Origin of the sequence: Pseudomonas sp. FP603 (genome assembly GCF_030687415.1) — a bacterium.
Classification (GTDB): domain Bacteria; phylum Pseudomonadota; class Gammaproteobacteria; order Pseudomonadales; family Pseudomonadaceae; genus Aquipseudomonas; species Aquipseudomonas wuhanensis.
Genome location: NZ_CP117431.1, coordinates 931115 through 949352, shown reverse-complemented (window position 1 = coordinate 949352; position 18238 = coordinate 931115). Strand labels below are relative to the sequence as shown.

Genomic DNA, 18238 nt, shown 5'->3' with positions numbered 1-18238 from the left:
TTGCATTTGCAGCAGGCAAAAAAAATCCCCGTATCTTTCGATACGAGGATTTTTAATATGGTCGGGGTAAGGGGATTCGAACTCCTGACATCCTGCTCCCAAAGCAGGCGCGCTACCGGACTGCGCTATACCCCGGTAAAAAAAAGGCACCTTTGAAAGGCGCCTTCTGCGAACAGAGCTTTTGGCGTCTGATCTTAAGATTCGATTCCAGCGCTAACTGGTTTCAAAAATGGTGGGTCGTGTGGGATTCGAACCTACGACCAATTGGTTAAAAGCCAACTGCTCTACCAACTGAGCTAACGACCCAAAAATGGTCGGGGTAAGGGGATTCGAACTCCTGACATCCTGCTCCCAAAGCAGGCGCGCTACCGGACTGCGCTATACCCCGGTTTGAAATTGGCTCCGTGACCAGGACTCGAACCTGGGACCCAATGATTAACAGTCATTTGCTCTACCGACTGAGCTATCACGGAACTACATATTTCAATTTACAACTGTGAAGCTTGCTTCACCTCTTCGACCCGTTCGCATCGCTGCGTTCGTGTGTCTGAGGCGCGCTATTCTACAATCTTAAGCACCTCTGTCAACCCCCTAAATTGCTTTCAAGTTAATGATTTGCAACTTATTTCAGATTCCTGCTTGGGGAGCAGAAACCCCTTGGGGTGACTTACTGCGGGGCGCACTTTACAAGCCTTTTCCTTTGAGTTCAACAGCCTGGCGAAAAAAAGGCCTCGCAATGCGAGGCCTCTTTCATTTTGTTGCCGCCGTGGATCAGACAAAGACGATTTCGTCGTTCTCCACCACACCTTTGGCGGTCTCCCCGGGCATGAATCGACCCGACAGAATCAGCTGTGCCAACGGGTTCTCGATCCAGCGCTGGATCGCCCGTTTGAGCGGCCGTGCGCCATAGACCGGGTCGTAACCGACGGCGATCAGCTTATCCATCGCTTCCGGACTCAGCTCAAGCTTCAGCTCACGCTCGGTCAGGCGACTACGCAGGCGACCCAACTGGATCTCGGTAATGCCGGCGATCTGATCCCGAGCCAGCGGCTCGAAAATCACCACTTCGTCGACCCGGTTGATGAACTCCGGCCGGAAGTGCGTGGAAATCGCATCCATCACCGCCGCGCGCTGCGCTTCGCGATCCCCTACCAGCTCCTGAATCTGCACCGAACCGAGGTTGGAGGTCATGACGATCACGGTATTTTTGAAATCCACCGTGCGGCCATGGCTGTCGGTCAAACGGCCATCTTCGAGCACTTGCAGCAAAATGTTGAACACATCCGGGTGGGCCTTCTCGACCTCGTCCAGGAGGATCACCGAATAAGGCTTGCGACGCACCGCCTCGGTCAGGTAACCGCCCTCTTCATAGCCCACGTAGCCCGGTGGCGCGCCGATCAGTCGAGCCACGGAATGTTTCTCCATGAACTCGGACATGTCGATCCGCACCATCGCCTCTTCGGTATCGAACAGGAACTCGGCCAGCGCCTTGCACAACTCGGTTTTACCGACACCAGTCGGGCCGAGGAACATGAACGAACCGCTCGGGCGATTCGGATCGGACAACCCGGCACGGGAACGCCGCACTGCGTTGGAGACCGCGATCACTGCTTCGTCCTGGCCGATCACACGCTGGTGCAGCAGGCTTTCCATCTTCATCAGTTTTTCGCGCTCGCCCTCGAGCATTTTCGCCACGGGGATGCCGGTCCACTTCGACACGACTTCGGCGATCTCTTCTTCAGTTACCTTGCTGCGCAGTAGCTGGTTTTCGCTTTTGCCATGCTGATCGACCATTTGCAGGCTGCGCTCCAGGTCCGGGATCACCCCGTATTGCAACTCGGCCATGCGATTCAAGTCGCCCTTACGGCGTGCGGCTTCCAGCTCCTGACGGGACTGTTCGATCTTTTGCTGGATCTGTGCCGAACCCTGGACTTCGGCTTTTTCCGAGTTCCAGATTTCTTCGAGGTCCGAATATTCACGCTCGTGACGAACGATTTCTTCCTGCAATTTCTCCAGACGTTTCTTCGCCGCGTCGTCGCTTTCTTTCTTCAGCGCCTGGGATTCCACCTTCAGCTGAATCAGGCGACGCTCCAGACGGTCCAGCACTTCCGGCTTGGAGTCGATCTCCATGCGGATGCGGCTGGCGGCTTCGTCGATCAGGTCGATGGCTTTGTCCGGCAGCTGACGGTCGGTGATGTAGCGATGACTGAGCTTGGCCGCGGCGATGATCGCGCCGTCGGTGATCGCCACCTTGTGGTGAACCTCGTAACGCTCTTTCAGGCCACGCAGGATGGCGATGGTGTCTTCTTCGCTCGGTTCATCCACCAAGACTTTCTGGAAGCGCCGCTCGAGAGCCGCGTCCTTCTCTATATATTGGCGGTACTCGTTGAGCGTGGTCGCGCCGACGCAGTGCAGTTCACCACGAGCCAAGGCAGGCTTGAGCATGTTGCCGGCGTCCATCGAGCCTTCGCCTTTACCGGCGCCGACCATGGTGTGCAGTTCGTCGATGAACAGAATGATCTGCCCTTCCTGCTTCGACAGTTCGTTGAGCAGGGATTTGAGGCGCTCTTCGAACTCGCCGCGGTATTTGGCACCGGCAATCAAAGCGCCCATGTCGAGGGACAACAGACGCTTGCCTCTCAGGCCATCCGGCACTTCGCCGTTGATGATGCGCTGGGCCAGGCCTTCGGCGATGGCGGTTTTACCCACGCCAGGCTCACCGATCAGTACCGGGTTGTTCTTGGTGCGGCGTTGCAGGACCTGAATGGTGCGGCGAATTTCGTCGTCACGGCCGATCACTGGATCGAGCTTGCCTTCTTCGGCGCGCTTGGTCAGGTCAATGGTGTACTTGTCGAGCGCCTGGCGTGACTCTTCGTGGTTGGCATCATTGACTGCCTCTCCACCGCGCAGGTTGTTGATCGCGTTTTCCAGGGCTTTCTTGCTAACGCCCTGGCCCAGCAACAATTTGCCGAGCTTGCTGTTCTCATCCATGGCGGCGAGCAACACCAGTTCGCTGGAGATGAATTGATCACCCTTCTGCTGGGCCAGGCGGTCAGCCTGATTGAGCAGGCGCGCCAGATCCTGCGACATGTTCACGTCGCCGGTGGGGTTCTGGATTTTCGGCAGCTGATCGAGGGCTTTGGTCAGCTCTTTACGCAAGCTGTTGACGTCAAAACCCACCTGCATCAGCAGGGGTTTGATCGAACCACCCTGCTGTTCAAGCATGGCCTGCATCAAATGCGCCGGCTCAATGGCCGGATGATCGAGGCCGACGGCCAGAGATTGGGCGTCGGACAAGGCTAACTGCAACTTGCTGGTTAAACGGTCTATACGCATGGGTCACCTTCCTTTTGAGCAGGCCGGACCTATAAACATCCTGAATGAAGAAACCTGCCAGATACCGCTATAGATGTGGTCGATTCTGGGAGATTCAAGCGTCGTGGAGTTGATGCAGATCAGAGAAGTCTAGCGCTTGAGCCAGATCAGAGAGGCAAACCGGCCGGTGCGAGGACTGCGGCGGTAAGAAAAGAAGCGTGGATCGGTCACGGTGCAGAAACCGCCACCATAAACAGCGGTAACCCCGCGAGCGGCCAGACGCAAACGCGCCAACTCATAGATGTCAGCCATGAACTTGCCGGCGTTTTGGCTCGGCACAAAGGCTTTGGCGGCTTCAGGCAATTGCTCGACGAAGGTTTCGCGCACTTCCGGGCCAACTTCAAAGGCTTGTGGGCCAATGGCCGGGCCAAGCCAGACCAGCACGTCTTCAGGCGGCACGGCCAGACTGTCGAGGGTCGCTTCCAGCACACCCGCCGCCAACCCGCGCCAACCGGCATGGGCGGCAGCGACGCGGGTGCCGGCACGGTCGCAAAACAGCGCCGGAAGGCAGTCGGCGGTCATCGCGGTGCAAGCGATACCGGGTGTAGCCGTCCAGCTGGCGTCAGCGGTGGCGACCAGGCTTGGATCCGCTTGGGCCACGACAATGCCGTGAACCTGCTTTAACCAGGCGGGTTGAATAGAGAAACGATCGGTGAGGCGACGGCGATTCTCGGCGACGGCTTCGGGGCTATCGTCGACATGATCGCCCAGGTTGAGGCTGTCGAACGGCGCCAGACTGACGCCGCCCGCACGGGTGGTAACGCAGGCTTTCACCCCGGCAGGCGCAGGCCAGTCGGGAATCAGCCAGTCACTCATCCGATGAACGCCTCACGGTCTTGCTTGAGCAGTGTCAGCAACCAGACGAAATCGTCGGGCAGTGGCGATTCCCAGCTCATGCGTTTACCGGTGGTCGGGTGATCCAGCTCCAGGAACCGCGCATGCAGCGCCTGACGCGGGAAATTCTTCAGGGATTCGACCATGGTCACACTGGCGGCCGGCGGAATACGGAAACGGCCGCCATAGGCAGGATCTCCGACCAACGGGTAGTTGATGTGCGCCATGTGCACGCGAATCTGGTGCGTACGACCGGTTTCCAGCTTCACCCGGACGTGAGTGTGGGAACGGAAACGCTCGAGCACGCGGTAATGGCTGACGGCTTGCTTGCCACCTTCCATCACGGCCATGCGCTGGCGTTGCTGGCCATGGCGACCGATCGGCGCGTTGATCTTGCCGCCGGCCGTCACCACACCGATCACGATGCACTCATAGATCCGGCTGACGCTGCGGCTCTGCAATTGCGTGACAAGCTGTGTCTGCGCCTGAATGGTCTTGGCCACCACCATCAGACCGGTGGTGTCCTTGTCCAGGCGATGTACGATACCGGCGCGGGGCACATTGATGATGTCCGGCACGTGGTGCAGCAAGGCGTTGAGCAAGGTGCCGTCAGCATGACCGGCAGCCGGATGCACCACCAGGCCCGCAGGCTTGTTGATCACCAGGATGTCGTCATCTTCATAGACGATGTCCAGCTCGATGTCTTGAGCGATCCATTCGCCCTGAGCTTCCTGCTCGGCAGTCAGTTCAAGAATGGCGCCACCGTGAACGATGTCTCGCGGGCGGATAACCGCCCCATCCACAGTCAGGCGGCCGTCTTTGATCCAGGCGGAAAGGCGCGAGCGCGAGTGCTCAGCGAATAGTTGTGCGGCGACTTGATCGAGGCGTTGGCCGCCCAATTCGGACGGCACCTCTGCGCGAAGTTCAATTTTATCGGACATGCTCAGACTAGGCGTCGGCACAGCCTTTGGTTTCGGCTGCGCGCTTGTGGTTAAATACGGCGTCTTTTGCCCCGAGGCTTTTTCAACGGGGCGCTCATCATAACAGGACGGCCCCGCCCAAGACAGCGGCCGTCATAGGGACGCAAGCCGCCATGCAAGTGAAACACCTGCTGCTGATCGCCATCCTCGCATTGACCGCTGCTTGCTCATCGAAGGAAGTCGTAGACGAAAACCTGAGCGAAGTCGAGCTGTACCAGCAGGCTCAGCACGATCTGGACAACAATAGCTACACCGCCGCCACAGCCAAGCTGAAGGCGCTGGAGTCGCGTTATCCGTTCGGTCGCTACGCCGATCAGGCTCAACTCGAGCTCATCTACGCCAACTACAAGAACTCCGAGCCTGAGGCTGCGAAGTCCGCCGCCGAGCGATTCATTCGTCTGCACCCGCAGCACCCGAACGTGGATTACGCCTACTACCTCAAGGGTCTGACCTCCTTCGACCAGGACGTCGGCCTGCTGGCGCGCTTCCTGCCGCTGGACATGACCAAGCGTGACCCAGGCGCTGCTCGCGACTCCTACAACGAGTTCGCGCAGCTGACCAGCCGCTTCCCGAACAGCCGCTACTCGCCGGACGCCAAGCAGCGCATGATCTACCTGCGCAACCTGCTGGCTTCCTACGAGATTCACGTTGCTGACTACTACCTGACCCGTCAGGCCTATGTCGCCGCCGCGAACCGTGGTCGTTACGTGGTGGAAAACTTCCAGGAAACCCCATCGGTCGGTGACGGCCTGGCGGTGATGACTGAAGCCTACCAGCGCCTGCACCTGGACGAACTGGCCGCAACCAGCCTCGAAACCCTGAAGCTCAACTACCCGAACCACCCAAGCCTGGTAGACGGTCAGTTCGTGCCCTCGAAGGACGAAGCCGACAACCGTTCGTGGCTGAGCAAGGCCACCCTGGGCCTGATCGAATCCCGTCCGCCGTTGCCGCCAGGTGAAACCCGCGCCAACCAGGACGTGCAGAGGCAGTTCCAGGATGCCAAGGACTCGATTCCGAACGAGCTCAAGCCTAAAGATGAAAACGGCGATGTGATCGAAGAAGAGGAACACGAGTCCGAAGCCAATACCACCGACCGCTCGTGGTTCAGCTACATGACCTTCGGCGTGTTCGACTGACGCTGAGTGTTGTGCCGAAAAGGCGCCTTTCGAGGCGCCTTTTTTATTACCGGATTTCAGGGGTGAGCGTATTGCGCTGTGCGCCTGACCCGTCCTTGGCTAAACTGCCAATTCATTAGTCAAAAAGCAGCTCACCATGCTTCGTTTATTGTTCTGGATCGCCCTGATTGCCGCTGCGGTATGGCTCTGGCGCAAGTTCAAGGCCCCGGCTTCGGGCGCCAACTCGCCGCGAGAGCAAGATGCTCCACCCATGGTCCGTTGCGCTCATTGCGGCGTACATCTGCCCCGCGACCGTGCGCTGAAACTCGAACAACAGTGGTATTGCAGCCAGGCTCATCTTGAGCAAGGCCCGGGCTCCAGTGATCGCTGAGACCTCCAGTCCCGGCAACAAACAGGCCCAGCGGCTGCTGCGCCTCTATCACCTCTACCGTTTAAGCATCGGCATCACCTTGGTGCTGTTGATCTCCAGCAACATGGACAACCAGTTGCTGACGTTCGCCAATGACGACTTGCTGCGTAACGGCAGCTGGTTGTACCTGGTGCTGAATATCCTGCTGGTGGTCTTTCAGGGGAACACCCGGCGCCCGACGCAGTTGTTCAGCCTGGCGCTGGTCGATGTCCTGCTGCTATGCGGCCTGTTCTATGCCGCTGGCGGCATGCCTAGCGCCATCGGCAACCTGTTGATCGTGTCGGTGGTCATCAGCAATACCCTGCTGCCCGGGCGTATCGGCCTGCTGATTGCGGCAGTTGGCGCCCTCGGCATCGTGGGGTTGAGCTTCCTTCTGAGCTTCAGCCACCCCACCAGTCCCAACGATTACCTGCAAGTCGGCACTCTCGGCGCCCTGTGTTTTGCCGCAGCATTGTTGGTGCAAGGCTTGATCCGAAGGCTGGAAGTCAGCGAAACCCTCGCCGAGCAGCGGGCTAGCGAAGTGCTCGGCCTCGAAGCCCTCAACGCACTGATCCTGCAACGCATGCGCACAGGCATTCTGGTGCTCGACGACCAACGGTGTGTGCAACTGGCCAATCACAGCGCCTTGACCTTGCTGGGGCAGGAAAAACTCGATGGCGAGTTGATCGACGACTATTCGATGGCGTTGGTCGAGCGGCTCCAACTGTGGTTCAACAATCCGACTTTGCGCCCGCAAAGCTTGAAAATCGCCAGTAATGGGCTGGAGCTGCAACCAAGCTTTATTGCCCTGGACCAAAGCCCGCACCACCAGACGCTGGTTTTTCTCGAAGACCTCGCCCAAATCGCCCAACAGGCCCAGCAACTGAAACTCGCCGCCCTCGGTCGCCTGACTGCGGGTATTGCCCATGAGATCCGCAATCCACTGGGTGCCATTAGTCATGCCGCCCAGTTACTACAGGAATCCGAGGAACTGAACAGCGCGGATCGGCGTCTGACACAGATTATTCAAGACCACTCTCAGCGAATGAATCGGGTAATCGAAAACGTCCTGCAACTGTCCCGTCGCCAGCAAACCGTGCCGCAACGGCTGGATCTGCGGCCGTGGTTGGAGCATTTCGTCGCTGAAACCCGCGAAGGAGCGACCGAACGTCATCAAATTCACCTGCGCATCGGTTCCGGAGACTTCAAAACCCTGATGGATCCGAATCAGCTGACCCAGATTCTCGACAATCTGCTGCGCAACGCCTGGCGCCATAGCGCCCTGAACCATGATCGGGCACAGGCCTGGCTCGAGTTGTTCATTGACTCGGACAGCCAGTTGCCGACCCTTGAAGTTCTGGATGATGGCCCCGGCGTGGCACCGGACCAGCGCTCGCATTTGTTCGAACCGTTCTTCACCACCAGCAGCCAGGGCACTGGCCTGGGGCTTTATCTGTCCCGTGAGCTGTGCGAAAGCAATCAGGCCCGCCTAGACTTCAAACCACGCCAAGGCGGCGGCTGCTTTCGCATCACCTTTGCTCACGGACGGAAACAAAGTTGAACATGAGCCCACGGCAAAAAATCCTGATCGTCGATGATGAGCCGGATATCCGCGAACTCCTGGAAATCACCCTGGGACGGATGAAACTCGACACCTTCAGCGCCCGCAACCTCGCAGAAGCGCAAGCACTGCTGGCACGGGAGACGTTCGACCTGTGCCTGACCGACATGCGCCTGCCCGACGGCACCGGTCTGGCGCTGGTGCAGCACATCCAGCAGCGCTATGCGCAAGTGCCAGTGGCGATGATCACCGCCTACGGCAGCCTGGAGACGGCAATCAACGCCCTCAAGGCTGGCGCCTTCGACTTTCTGACCAAACCGGTCGACCTCACCCGCCTGCGCGAACTGGTCACCTGCGCGCTGAGTTTGCCTGCGCCAGGCGGCGCCAGCAGTGCCATCGACCGTCGTCTACTGGGCGACTCACTGCCAATGCGCAGCCTGCGCAAGCAAATCGACAAACTGGCCCGCAGCCAGGCTCCGGTGTACATCAGCGGCGAGTCCGGCAGCGGCAAGGAGCTGGTCGCTCGACTGATCCACGATCAAGGCCCACGCGCCACCCGACCATTCGTGCCGGTGAACTGTGGGGCGATTCCGTCGGAATTGATGGAAAGCGAATTTTTCGGCCATCGCAAAGGCAGTTTCAGCGGCGCCATCGAAGACAAACCCGGGCTGTTCCAGGCGGCCCAGGGCGGCACTTTGTTCCTCGACGAAGTGGCTGACCTGCCGCTGGCGATGCAGGTCAAGCTGTTGCGGGCGATTCAGGAGAAAGCCGTTCGCAGCATCGGTGGGCAGCAGGAAACCGTGGTCGATGTGCGTATCCTCTGCGCCACCCACAAAGACCTCGATACCGAAGTCACCGCCGAACGCTTTCGCCAGGACTTGTACTACCGTCTGAACGTGATCGAGCTGCGGGTGCCGCCCTTGCGCGAACGCCGCGACGACATTGAGCTTCTGGCCAACAATATGCTCAAGCGACTGGCGACTGGCACTGGCCAACCCGCTGCAAAACTCCATCCGCAAGCCCTCGACGCACTGAAAAGCTATCGTTTTCCAGGAAACGTGCGGGAATTGGAGAACATGCTTGAGCGGGCGCACACCTTGTGCGAGAACAAACAAATCGAAGCCAGCGACCTACGATTGGTGGAAGGTAACTGCAATTCGGACAGCGACGTGCCGGACCTGACGCAGATCGACAACCTGGAAGCCTATCTGGAAAACGTCGAACGCAAACTCATCCTCCAGGCCCTGGAAGAAACCCGCTGGAACCGCACGGCGGCGGCTCAGCGGTTGAATCTGTCGTTTCGGTCGATGCGTTACAGGCTGAAGAAATTGGGGCTGGATTGAACCGTTAAAAGATCGCTCCTCCATTGATCGCGTTCACCACAAATATTGCGGCTGGACATCGAACCGGTACAAGGAGCTGCCGAAGGCTGCGATCTTTTGATCTTCTGTCAGATACGTCCGGCCGGCGCATACGGCGCAGGATCGATAATCGGCGCCCGCCCTAGCATCACATCCGCAAACAACTGACACGACGCAGGCGCCAGCACCAACCCATTGCGGTAATGCCCGCAGTTGAGCCAGAGCCCGTCAAATCCCGGCACCCGGCCAATATAGGGAATCCCCTCCGGCGACCCTGGCCGCAACCCGGCCCAATGCCCCACCACCTCGGCATCCGCGAGCGCCGGAATCAACTCCACCGCCGAGGCCTTCAGGCTTTCCAGCGCGGTGTCGGTCGGCGTCTTGTCGAAGCCTTCATGCTCCAGCGTACTGCCGATCAGAATGTGTCCATCGCGCCGGGGAATGGCATAACGCCCCTTGGCCAAGACCATGCTTGGAAGGAAGTCCGCCGCGCACTTGTAGAGAATCATCTGGCCTTTGACCGGTTCGACCGGCAACTCCAGGCCCAGGCTTTTCAGCAAGTCACCGCTCCAGGCCCCTGCCGTCAAAACCACCTGATCACCCGCAATGGCCCCCATCGAGGTCTGTACCCCGACCACCGCAGCGCCTTCATGGATAAACCCGCTGACTTCGCACTGCTCATGAATCGTCACGTTCGGCAGCGCCAGCAACGCTGCCTTGAGAGATTTCACCAGCCGTGGATTACGCACATTGGCCACATCGGCCATGTAGATCGCCCGCGAAAAACCGGCGCCCAATACCGGCACCGCATCGTGGGCCGCAGAGATATCCACAGCCTTCAGCGGACGGTTTTCCCGTTTGGCCCAGGCGAGCGCTTCGGCTTCGTCATCCAGATCCAGCCAGTACAACCCGGTGGTGTGCACTTCAGGATCGACACCCGTGGCGGCGAACAGGCGTTCCGCCAGCTGTGGATAAAAATCCTGGGACCAATGAGCCAACGCAGTGACCGCCGGGCTGTAGCGCCATGGGTAGAGGGGCGAAACGATTCCGCCTCCGGCCCAGGACGACTCTTGACCGACATTCGAACGGTCCAGCAGCACCACGCTCTGCACTTCGGACGCGAGATTGAACGCCGTCAGCAGGCCAATCACCCCGCCACCGACAATCACCACTTGCTGTTGCCTGCTCATGTTCTGATCCAACCGTTCAATAGACAGAAGGCGCAAAGGGCGCCCGAAAAGAAGAAACTCAGCGCCCCCAGCAATCCTTGGTGGTCAGGCCGGACGTCGCATTGACCATGTTTCTGACGCCGGTATTGGTGAGAGTGAAATCACCGCACTTGTCGCTCGCCATGCTCGAACCGGCCTTACGTGTGGCCGTCAGCAGAAAGGTCTGATCGGTCAGGGTCGGAGTGATGGTATAGAAATCATTGCCGGCGCTCAGGCCGGTGGCATTGGTGTAGACATTATTCTTCGAATAGAAGCGCTCAAGGATCTGTGCCTGTTCGGAAAGCAGACCAGCCACTTCGGTACGGCGCCCCTTTTTTACATACTCGGTGAGGCTTGGATAGCCAATGGTGATGACGATCCCGATGATCGCTATCACTATCATGATTTCGATCAGGGTAAAACCTTGGTTGGATCTGCGCATGCCTCAACTCTCGCTTACTGTATTTGTCGCCACATGATGCGACGGCCGCTGCCGCCACCGGATTTTTCTACCAGTGTGCTGATGCCGCCACCGGAGTCGTTCACAATCTTGCGGGAGGCATCGTTGACCACCGCGTTCAGAGTCGGGATGCCGCCAGTGAAGATCACCCCGCTGGAAATCGTGTCAGTGCTGTCCACCTCCCCGTCGGCATTGGTGTCGAGCACCGCGTAATTGAGCATCTTACCGCTGAACGCATCGAGTTCGACCAGTTTGCCGCTGCCGAAGCCGGCACAGGGGTCCGTGGTGTCCATACTGGCGGTGGTAAAAACGATTCGCTCCGAGACTAAAGTGGCCTGATTGATCACCCGCTCTCCCGTCAGCGCGTTGTTGTATATCAGCGGCAAGTACCAGCCTTTCTCTGCCGGGTAAGTCACCTCGTTCTGGCTGGTGGTGATGAATTGCCCGGTGCTATCCGAAAAAACGCCGGTCACTGCCTGCGCCTGCAAACTGGACACCGTGATTTGACCCGCGCCTCCTTCTGCATCCCATACTGCGTAGAACGCCTGGAGATCCTTGTTGGTCTTGTCGGCGGCTTCATTTAATTTGCCGGTACCGAACAACACTTGCTTACCGCCCGATGCGTGATCGGCGAGCAGCGGCTGCACAGTGATCGGTTGGGTTGCACCGCCTGCGGTGGTGAACAACGGCTTGCCGGAAAACGCTACGCCCCAGGTATCGGCGGTGGTGCCACTCAAATCGAACTTCCACAACCGTCCTTTCAGGTCCCCCCCATAGGCGGCCTGCACTACATTCTGTGAGTTGACCCTGAGCTTCACCGACGACAAGCCGTTGGTGGTTTCCGTGCTATCGACCACGATTTTCTTGATCAGCGAGCCATCGCGGATATCCACCACATACAGCGCTGCCACTCCAGAGTGACTGCCATAGCCGTTGGAAATGAACGCAGCCCAGCGACCATCGGCCAAGCGTGCCACTTCCGGGCGCGCATAGGCATAACCCAGATCATTGAAAACGTTCGCCGCACTGGCCGTGGCCGGCGCACTGATTTCCCATAACGCCCTGATCACGTTACCGGCTGAGGCGTCGAACAGTTGCAGCGCATAGAACGTTTTTCCGCCCGCCCCGGTTCCGCCAATCGCCAGGGTTTTCCAGGCGTTATCGAGTTGAGCATCGAACACACCGAGCTGACCGTCGACCAAAAACTTGTGGCTTACACCGTTGATGTAGGTGGGATCAGCGATATAGCGCAATGATGGCAGCACGCTGGAAGGCATGTAGGCATAACGCCTGACACCGTTGGCCGAGTTGATGACATTTACAAAGCCGTCGTTGGCGTTCACCACCAGGCTGGCATTCATATTGGCGGCTTTGGTGGCCAGGTAGCTGCTGTAGGTGGTGTCGCCCACCAGATCGGACGCGGTCTGGTCCGTGGGCGCGGCCAGCACGAGGGGCGAATTGATGATATCGCCGAGCAACACGCTACGCGCTTTCAACCCGGTTTTGTGGGTGCCCTTGCTCCACTCTACAAGATCGCTGCCGGTGATGCCGATGGGTAAGCTCTGGCTGAGGGAAGTCTGCTGGGCCGGGGAAAAATTGCCGTAGGCCAGAGTGACAGCGGCGTTGGTCAGGGTATTCCAGGACTGGTAGGTCGGCGCAGTGGCATCGGGCACAATCGTGGTATCGGTCGTCCATAGCACCGCGTCCGTGTTAACCGCGCCCGCCGATGTGAAGCCAAAGGACTTGATGGTGCCCCGCCAGTCCTTGGGGTCGTAGGTGGTCTGGAAGTAGGTTGAGTTGCTGGTCAGGGTCGTGCCGCTGGTAACGCCGCTGCCACCTGAACCGGCCTTGGCGGTGATGTCGCTCAGAGCCGAAGAGAGTGCGCTGTTCAATCCCGTGCCGTCGGTCGCTTGGTAGTACCTTCCCTGTCCATAGGTCGCTGCGTCCGACAACATCTGGTTTGCCGCGGTGAAACCCACGGTATAGGTATTCATGTTCTGCTTGGGAAAATCCAGGGCATCCCAGCTTTTTCCCGTGGCATCGGTCCCCGTGGAGCGCATGTCGATGTCGAAGGCGAACTTGGCGATGTCATCCAGGAACAGGGTATCGCCCTCATTGTCGCCGAAGCGGTTGGCACCATCGTTACTGCTGATACCGTCCCAGTTCGGTAACGCGCTGCCACCCAGCGGATCGTCGGTCGGAAAGGTGTGGTCGAAGGTCGGCAAACCACCGGTGATCACCACACCGTAATTTCTCTGGCAGCGATACTGAATCGGACTGGTGTAGGTGTTGGGCGTCGAGTTGTTGTATGGCGCCATGCCACGGAAATAGCGGGTGATCTCGTAATAGGCTTCAGCCAGGGGCGTATTCGCCTGCGCGCTCAGTTCGTCGATTCCAGCGATCAATGCGTTGTAGTTGGCATCGGCCTGAGCCGAGGTCACGGTGCCGCTGACGGCCGACAAATCACTGACCGTACGAACGATATAACCGCCGTCATTCTTATGGTTGCCGACCGCCAGGTTGAACGTCGACAGACCGACGCGCAGCGAGCGGTTGCTGGCCACCAACGCCTTGGAAACGTTGCGCGCCACATTCATCCGGTAATCATTGGGAATCGAACCATCGGTGAAATCCCGCTCGGAGTTGTTGGCCAGGCTTATCAGATAGGACAGGTAATTCGCCGTATAAAGCGTGTCCTCGCTCCCTACCGGATCGGGAAGTTTCAGGCAAAGCGCATCCAGACCGGCGCTTTTATAAAAACCGTACCATCCGGCCTTCGAGCATGTTCCATGAGTCAAACTCGACAAGGGAATATTGCCATCGGCCGTACCAAGCTCACGGCCTTTGTTGCACGAACCATTGGAGAGGCAAATAGTCACCGGGGGGCGTGGGACCGTCGGGTCGAAGCCTGGCGCCCAGATAATGCTGTTCATACTCTTCGAGTCGTCGAGTAACAGCATTACATTGGGGGCCACGGCGGCGGCGTTCAACAACGGCGAATCCGAGGGCGTGAAGGCATAGGTCGGCGCTGTCAGATAAAGGCTCAACGCCGCGCCGCAGAACAACTGCAACATCCAATGGCGCCAGCCTGTGCGGGCCTCAGTACTTCGCATAGACACTCTCCACCACACTGCGCGAATTGCCCGCGATGCCCACGGCGGTCACCCGGTACAGCGTTGCCGACGTGTTGCTTGGCACGTTCACGGCCGTCAGGGTGGTGCCGATGTTCTGCACCCCGTAAAAGCCGCTGCCGGAGGCGATCCAGGTCACCCCCGAGGTGGAGTTGAACCCGGCGGCGGTAATGATCGACGCCTCGGTGGGCGGCGCACATTGGCTGGTACCGCTGCAAACCGGCAATGAATAGGTGTTCAGTTGCACCGCGCTTTCGCCGACTCGCAATGCCGCTTCGGCGCCTTGGAATGACTGGTTGCGCAGGATCACGCTGCTGGCCATTTTTTCCTGCAACGTGGCGCTCTGCATCGATGAAAGCCCGATCAACGTCAGCACCAGGAGAAACACCAGGCTGACCAACAGCGCCATGCCGCGCTGGGCGTGAGGGATCATGGGAGCAATACTCATCGGCCCTCCCCTCATGGCAACCGGTTGCGCAAGGCGGCAACCACGTTGAAGGTTTGTTCGTGTACCCGGTTGTTCGGGTCGCTCAGCGTTAGCGTGAGTCGCACACTACGGATTCGTGCCGGATCGGATGGGTTGCTGCTGTAGGTGGAGGCAGCCGTATCCGTGGCTGAACTGGCGAGGCCGAAGCTCACATTGAACGCACTGACATTGTTCACCAGCACCTGCTGCGTCGGTGTGCCGGCACCGGAGCCCATCAGCAGTTGGTTGTTGCTGAAGCTGTAGACCAATCGCCGGATCGGAAATGCCAACTGCCCAGACGTCGGCGTTCTTAGTCCGGTGTAGGCCGTTGCGGTGTTGCGACAGTCCGAAACTACTGTCCAGGTTGGCGCACCGCCACTGCCGCCGACATCGGCGGTGACAAGCGTTAATTTGAGATTGGCATTGTCCCAACTGATCGGCGTGATCTGACTGGCATTGAAATTCCCTGCCGAGCTGGCGTCGACAATCGTGCCCAGGCAACCGAACATGCCGACCATGCGGATTTCCTGAATCATTTTACTCAGGACGAACCGTGCATCTTCCTGCATGCCGGCGGCGGTGTTCTGACTGACGTAGGTGTTTTTAGCCGCGATGAATATCTGCGCCACGCCCAGAACCACGACCAGACTCAACGCCAGGGCGATCAGTAACTCGATCAGGCCGAAACCTTTGCTGGCTCTGATCATGGTGTCGTCGCCGGATCAACGGTGGCGCGACTGGTGAGGACAAAACTGCGGCGCGAGTCCGCGGTATTGGCGGCCCGCGAGTCGTCCCAGGCAATGGTGATGGTATACACCCGCTGATTGCGAGTGATGCTACCGGTTGCCGTGGCGCCGCCGAAATTGACGATGTTGCTGGTGAAGTCGTAAAGGTCCTGATCCCGGGCCACGCTCAGGTTGCCCGAGGTCGGTGGCGTGACGGTGTAATCGGCGCCGGAGTTGGCACGAATGCGGTCCATCATGTCGTAGGCGATAAAACTCGCCTGGCTGGTCATCCGCGAGCTGTCGGTGTACTTCAGCGCATTGAGCTGAATCGCCGCCGCGCCCAACAACCCCACGGCCAGGACCAACAACGCGACCAGTACCTCGATCAGCGTCATGCCCTCCTGTGCACGCTTGCTCCAACCCCTCATCCGCAACTTCCACCCAATAGAATTCGTCCGTTCAAACACACATTCAGCGTCCTGCTCTGTGCCCCCAGTGCATAACTGATCACGACTGCCGTGGACGGCGCCGACAAACCGCCCAGGTTGTTGAAATCAATGGCGGTCACTCCTGAGGTTAGCGTCAGAGTTGCACCACTGCTCATCGCTGGAACAACCCGCAATACATTGGCCGAATTGCCAGTACCGTCATAAACGGTCAGATCGCCAGTCCAGACACTCCCTCCTGCTGTCGGACGAACCCGGGTGGTAATGCCCCGGTCGATCGCCTCAAGGCGGGCGTAATTGAGCGCGTGCTGCAGGTCGCCGATCTCGGTGTCGGCCTTGGTGCTTTGCACCGAGCGGGTAAACGCCGGAACAGCCAGGCTGATCAGGATCAGAAACACGGCGAGCGTAATCAGCAGCTCGATCAGCGTGAAACCTTTTGTACGATGATCCATCGGTGCCCTCCGTTGCCGTCGGCTATACCTGCTTCTACACGCTAGAACATTCGACCGGCGGATGTACGGTTGTTTTGCCATTACTCGCGCAGGGATCGTGCGGGCCGCAGCACTCCAGGGAGGGAGATGACATGCATCAGCAAGGTTTCAGCCTGATCGAACTGCTCATGGGACTGACAATTGTCGGGATTGTTCTGCAACTGGTCAGCCCGGCATTTGCCGCGCTTACCGAATCGAACCATCGGCAACAGGCAGCCGAGTCGCTGATCAGTGGAATCCGGCACGCCAGAACCCTGGCCATCACCCGAAACCAGAGCGTGGTCATTCATGGCATCAACGGCGATTGGAGCCAGGGCTGGCGAATCATTCTGGACATCAGCGGCAAAGGGCCGGAAGACAGCAGTAATCCGCTGCTGGTCGAGCGCGCCAGTGATGCGCGGACGCCGATTGTCGGCAATTGGTGGGTCAGGCGTTTTGTGCGGTTCAGCAGTCTGGGCCAACCGCTGATGCCCAGGCGGGCGTTTCAGGCAGGAACGCTACATATTTGCTCGGCTCGCGAGCCGGTCAGCCAGCTCCAGGTGGTGCTGGCGGCGAGCGGTCGAGTGCGCCTGGCCAACGATAAGGCTGAGCAGGCGCTGTGTCGAAAGGCGAAAAGTGTTAAAGCAGCGAACGCACGCGCAGCTCTTTAGGCATGGAGAAGGTGATGTTCTCCTCGCGGCCGGCCAGCTCATCAGCCCCGGTGGCGCCCCAGGCCTGCAATTGCTGGATTACGCCACGCACCAGTACTTCCGGAGCGGAGGCACCGGCGGTGATGCCAATCCGCTCGACACCGTCGAACCAGCTCTTTTGCAGGTCTTCGGCGCCGTCGATCAGATAGGCCGGGGTGGCCATGCGTTCAGCCAGTTCACGCAGGCGATTGGAGTTGGAGCTGTTCGGGCTGCCGACCACCAGCACCACGTCGCATTCGTCCGCCAGTTGCTTGACGGCGTCCTGACGGTTTTGCGTGGCGTAGCATATGTCGTCCTTGCGCGGACCGCCGATGGCCGGGAACCGAGTACGCAGGGCGTCGATCACGCGACTGGTATCGTCCATGGACAGGGTAGTCTGGGTGACGAAAGCCAGTCTTTCAGGGTTGTTCACCTGCAAAGCGGCCACGTCTTTCTCGTCCTCGACCAGATAGATCGCGCCACCATTGCTGCCATCGTACTGGCCCATGGTGCCTTCGACTTCCGGGTGACCGGCGTGGCCGATGAGGATGCATTCACGGCCGTCGCGGCTGTAGCGCGCGACTTCGATGTGTACCTTGGTCACCAGCGGGCAGGTAGCGTCGAACACTTTCAGGCCACGGCCAGCGGCTTCGGTGCGCACGGCCTGGGAAACGCCATGGGCGCTGAAGATCACGATCACGTCATCCGGCACCTGATCCAGCTCTTCAACGAAGATCGCCCCACGGGCGCGCAGGTCTTCGACGACGAATTTATTGTGGACCACTTCGTGGCGCACGTAGATCGGCGGCCCGAAGACTTCCAGGGCGCGGTTGACGATTTCGATCGCCCGGTCCACACCGGCGCAGAAGCCACGGGGGTTGGCGAGTTTGATTTGCATGCTGTGCCTCGTGTCTTGCGCGCAAGAGATAGCGAAAACAGTGAAAAAACTACTGTGGGAGCGAGCCTGCTCGCGAAAGCGGTGCGTCAGTCAACATTGATGTTGAATGT

At 59.1% G+C, this 18238-nt stretch carries 16 protein-coding genes and 4 tRNA genes; 5 read left to right on the top strand and 15 right to left on the bottom strand.

What is annotated here, in order from left to right; translation table 11 throughout:
• Positions 1-58 precede the first annotated feature (58 nt).
• The 7 genes from PSH65_RS04470 to rluD form a co-directional block, all read right to left on the bottom strand.
• Positions 59-135, bottom strand: a tRNA-Pro gene (locus PSH65_RS04470).
• A 95-nt stretch (positions 136-230) separates the two neighbouring features.
• Positions 231-306 (bottom strand) — tRNA-Lys (locus tag PSH65_RS04465).
• Between the two features lie 5 nt (positions 307-311).
• Positions 312-388 (bottom strand) — tRNA-Pro (locus tag PSH65_RS04460).
• Between the two features lie 9 nt (positions 389-397).
• A tRNA-Asn gene (locus PSH65_RS04455) sits at positions 398-473 on the bottom strand.
• Positions 474-771: 298 nt separating this feature from the next.
• The gene (clpB, locus tag PSH65_RS04450) at positions 772-3336 is read right to left on the bottom strand and encodes an ATP-dependent chaperone ClpB (protein WP_305425094.1); all 2565 of its coding nucleotides are present in this window, start codon (positions 3334-3336) and stop codon (positions 772-774) included.
• 129 nt (positions 3337-3465) lie between these two features.
• A complete protein-coding gene (gene pgeF, locus PSH65_RS04445; protein ID WP_305425093.1) occupies positions 3466-4191 on the bottom strand; it encodes a peptidoglycan editing factor PgeF in 726 nt (241 codons plus the stop codon).
• Positions 4188-5150 (bottom strand): 23S rRNA pseudouridine(1911/1915/1917) synthase RluD, encoded by a 963-nt coding sequence (gene rluD / locus PSH65_RS04440; RefSeq protein WP_038981503.1) that lies wholly within the window; start codon positions 5148-5150, stop codon positions 4188-4190. Before rluD ends, pgeF begins: the two co-directional genes overlap by 4 nt.
• A gap of 152 nt (positions 5151-5302) precedes the next feature.
• Here rluD and PSH65_RS04435 point away from each other — a divergent pair, with 152 nt between their 5' ends.
• From PSH65_RS04435 to PSH65_RS04420, 4 genes are all read left to right on the top strand, one after another.
• Positions 5303-6325, top strand: coding sequence for an outer membrane protein assembly factor BamD (locus tag PSH65_RS04435; RefSeq protein ID WP_305425092.1), 1023 nt, complete (start codon positions 5303-5305; stop codon positions 6323-6325).
• Positions 6326-6461: 136 nt separating this feature from the next.
• On the top strand, positions 6462-6695 hold the full coding sequence (locus tag PSH65_RS04430) for a PP0621 family protein (RefSeq protein ID WP_305425091.1): 234 nt from the start codon (positions 6462-6464) through the stop codon (positions 6693-6695).
• On the top strand, positions 6685-8274 hold the full coding sequence (locus PSH65_RS04425; protein ID WP_305425090.1) for a PAS domain-containing sensor histidine kinase: 1590 nt from the start codon (positions 6685-6687) through the stop codon (positions 8272-8274). Before PSH65_RS04430 ends, PSH65_RS04425 begins: the two co-directional genes overlap by 11 nt.
• Positions 8275-8276: 2 nt before the next feature.
• Positions 8277-9617 carry a sigma-54 dependent transcriptional regulator gene (locus tag PSH65_RS04420; RefSeq protein WP_305425089.1) on the top strand — a complete coding sequence of 447 codons (1341 nt, stop codon included), beginning with the start codon at positions 8277-8279 and terminating at the stop codon, positions 9615-9617.
• A gap of 107 nt (positions 9618-9724) precedes the next feature.
• On the opposite strand, the gene thiO is transcribed toward PSH65_RS04420, so the two are convergent.
• The 7 genes from thiO to PSH65_RS04385 are packed head-to-tail and all read right to left on the bottom strand — an operon-like array spanning position 9725 to position 16523.
• Positions 9725-10825, bottom strand: coding sequence for a glycine oxidase ThiO (gene thiO / locus PSH65_RS04415; protein WP_305425088.1), 1101 nt, complete (start codon positions 10823-10825; stop codon positions 9725-9727).
• A gap of 58 nt (positions 10826-10883) precedes the next feature.
• A complete protein-coding gene (locus tag PSH65_RS04410; RefSeq protein WP_305425087.1) occupies positions 10884-11285 on the bottom strand; it encodes a type IV pilin protein in 402 nt (133 codons plus the stop codon).
• A 14-nt stretch (positions 11286-11299) separates the two neighbouring features.
• Positions 11300-14416 (bottom strand): pilus assembly protein, encoded by a 3117-nt coding sequence (locus tag PSH65_RS04405; protein WP_305425086.1) that lies wholly within the window; start codon positions 14414-14416, stop codon positions 11300-11302.
• Positions 14403-14882: a PilX N-terminal domain-containing pilus assembly protein gene (locus PSH65_RS04400; RefSeq protein WP_305425085.1), complete on the bottom strand. Its 480-nt coding sequence runs from the start codon at positions 14880-14882 to the stop codon at positions 14403-14405. Before PSH65_RS04400 ends, PSH65_RS04405 begins: the two co-directional genes overlap by 14 nt.
• A gap of 11 nt (positions 14883-14893) precedes the next feature.
• Complete coding sequence (locus PSH65_RS04395) at positions 14894-15607, bottom strand: PilW family protein (protein ID WP_305425084.1); 714 nt, start codon at positions 15605-15607, stop codon at positions 14894-14896.
• Positions 15604-16053 carry a type IV pilus modification protein PilV gene (gene pilV, locus PSH65_RS04390; protein ID WP_305425083.1) on the bottom strand — a complete coding sequence of 150 codons (450 nt, stop codon included), beginning with the start codon at positions 16051-16053 and terminating at the stop codon, positions 15604-15606. Before pilV ends, PSH65_RS04395 begins: the two co-directional genes overlap by 4 nt.
• Entirely contained in the window at positions 16050-16523 is a 474-nt protein-coding gene (locus PSH65_RS04385) for a GspH/FimT family pseudopilin (RefSeq protein WP_305425082.1), read from the bottom strand. The genes pilV and PSH65_RS04385 overlap by 4 nt, the downstream gene beginning before the upstream one ends.
• A 131-nt stretch (positions 16524-16654) precedes the next feature.
• Here PSH65_RS04385 and PSH65_RS04380 point away from each other — a divergent pair, with 131 nt between their 5' ends.
• The gene (locus tag PSH65_RS04380; RefSeq protein ID WP_305425081.1) at positions 16655-17212 is read left to right on the top strand and encodes a GspH/FimT family protein; all 558 of its coding nucleotides are present in this window, start codon (positions 16655-16657) and stop codon (positions 17210-17212) included.
• Here the strand turns inward: PSH65_RS04380 and ispH are convergent.
• The gene (gene ispH / locus PSH65_RS04375; protein ID WP_008008700.1) at positions 17181-18128 is read right to left on the bottom strand and encodes a 4-hydroxy-3-methylbut-2-enyl diphosphate reductase; all 948 of its coding nucleotides are present in this window, start codon (positions 18126-18128) and stop codon (positions 17181-17183) included. The genes PSH65_RS04380 and ispH overlap by 32 nt on opposite strands.
• Positions 18129-18238 lie beyond the last annotated feature (110 nt).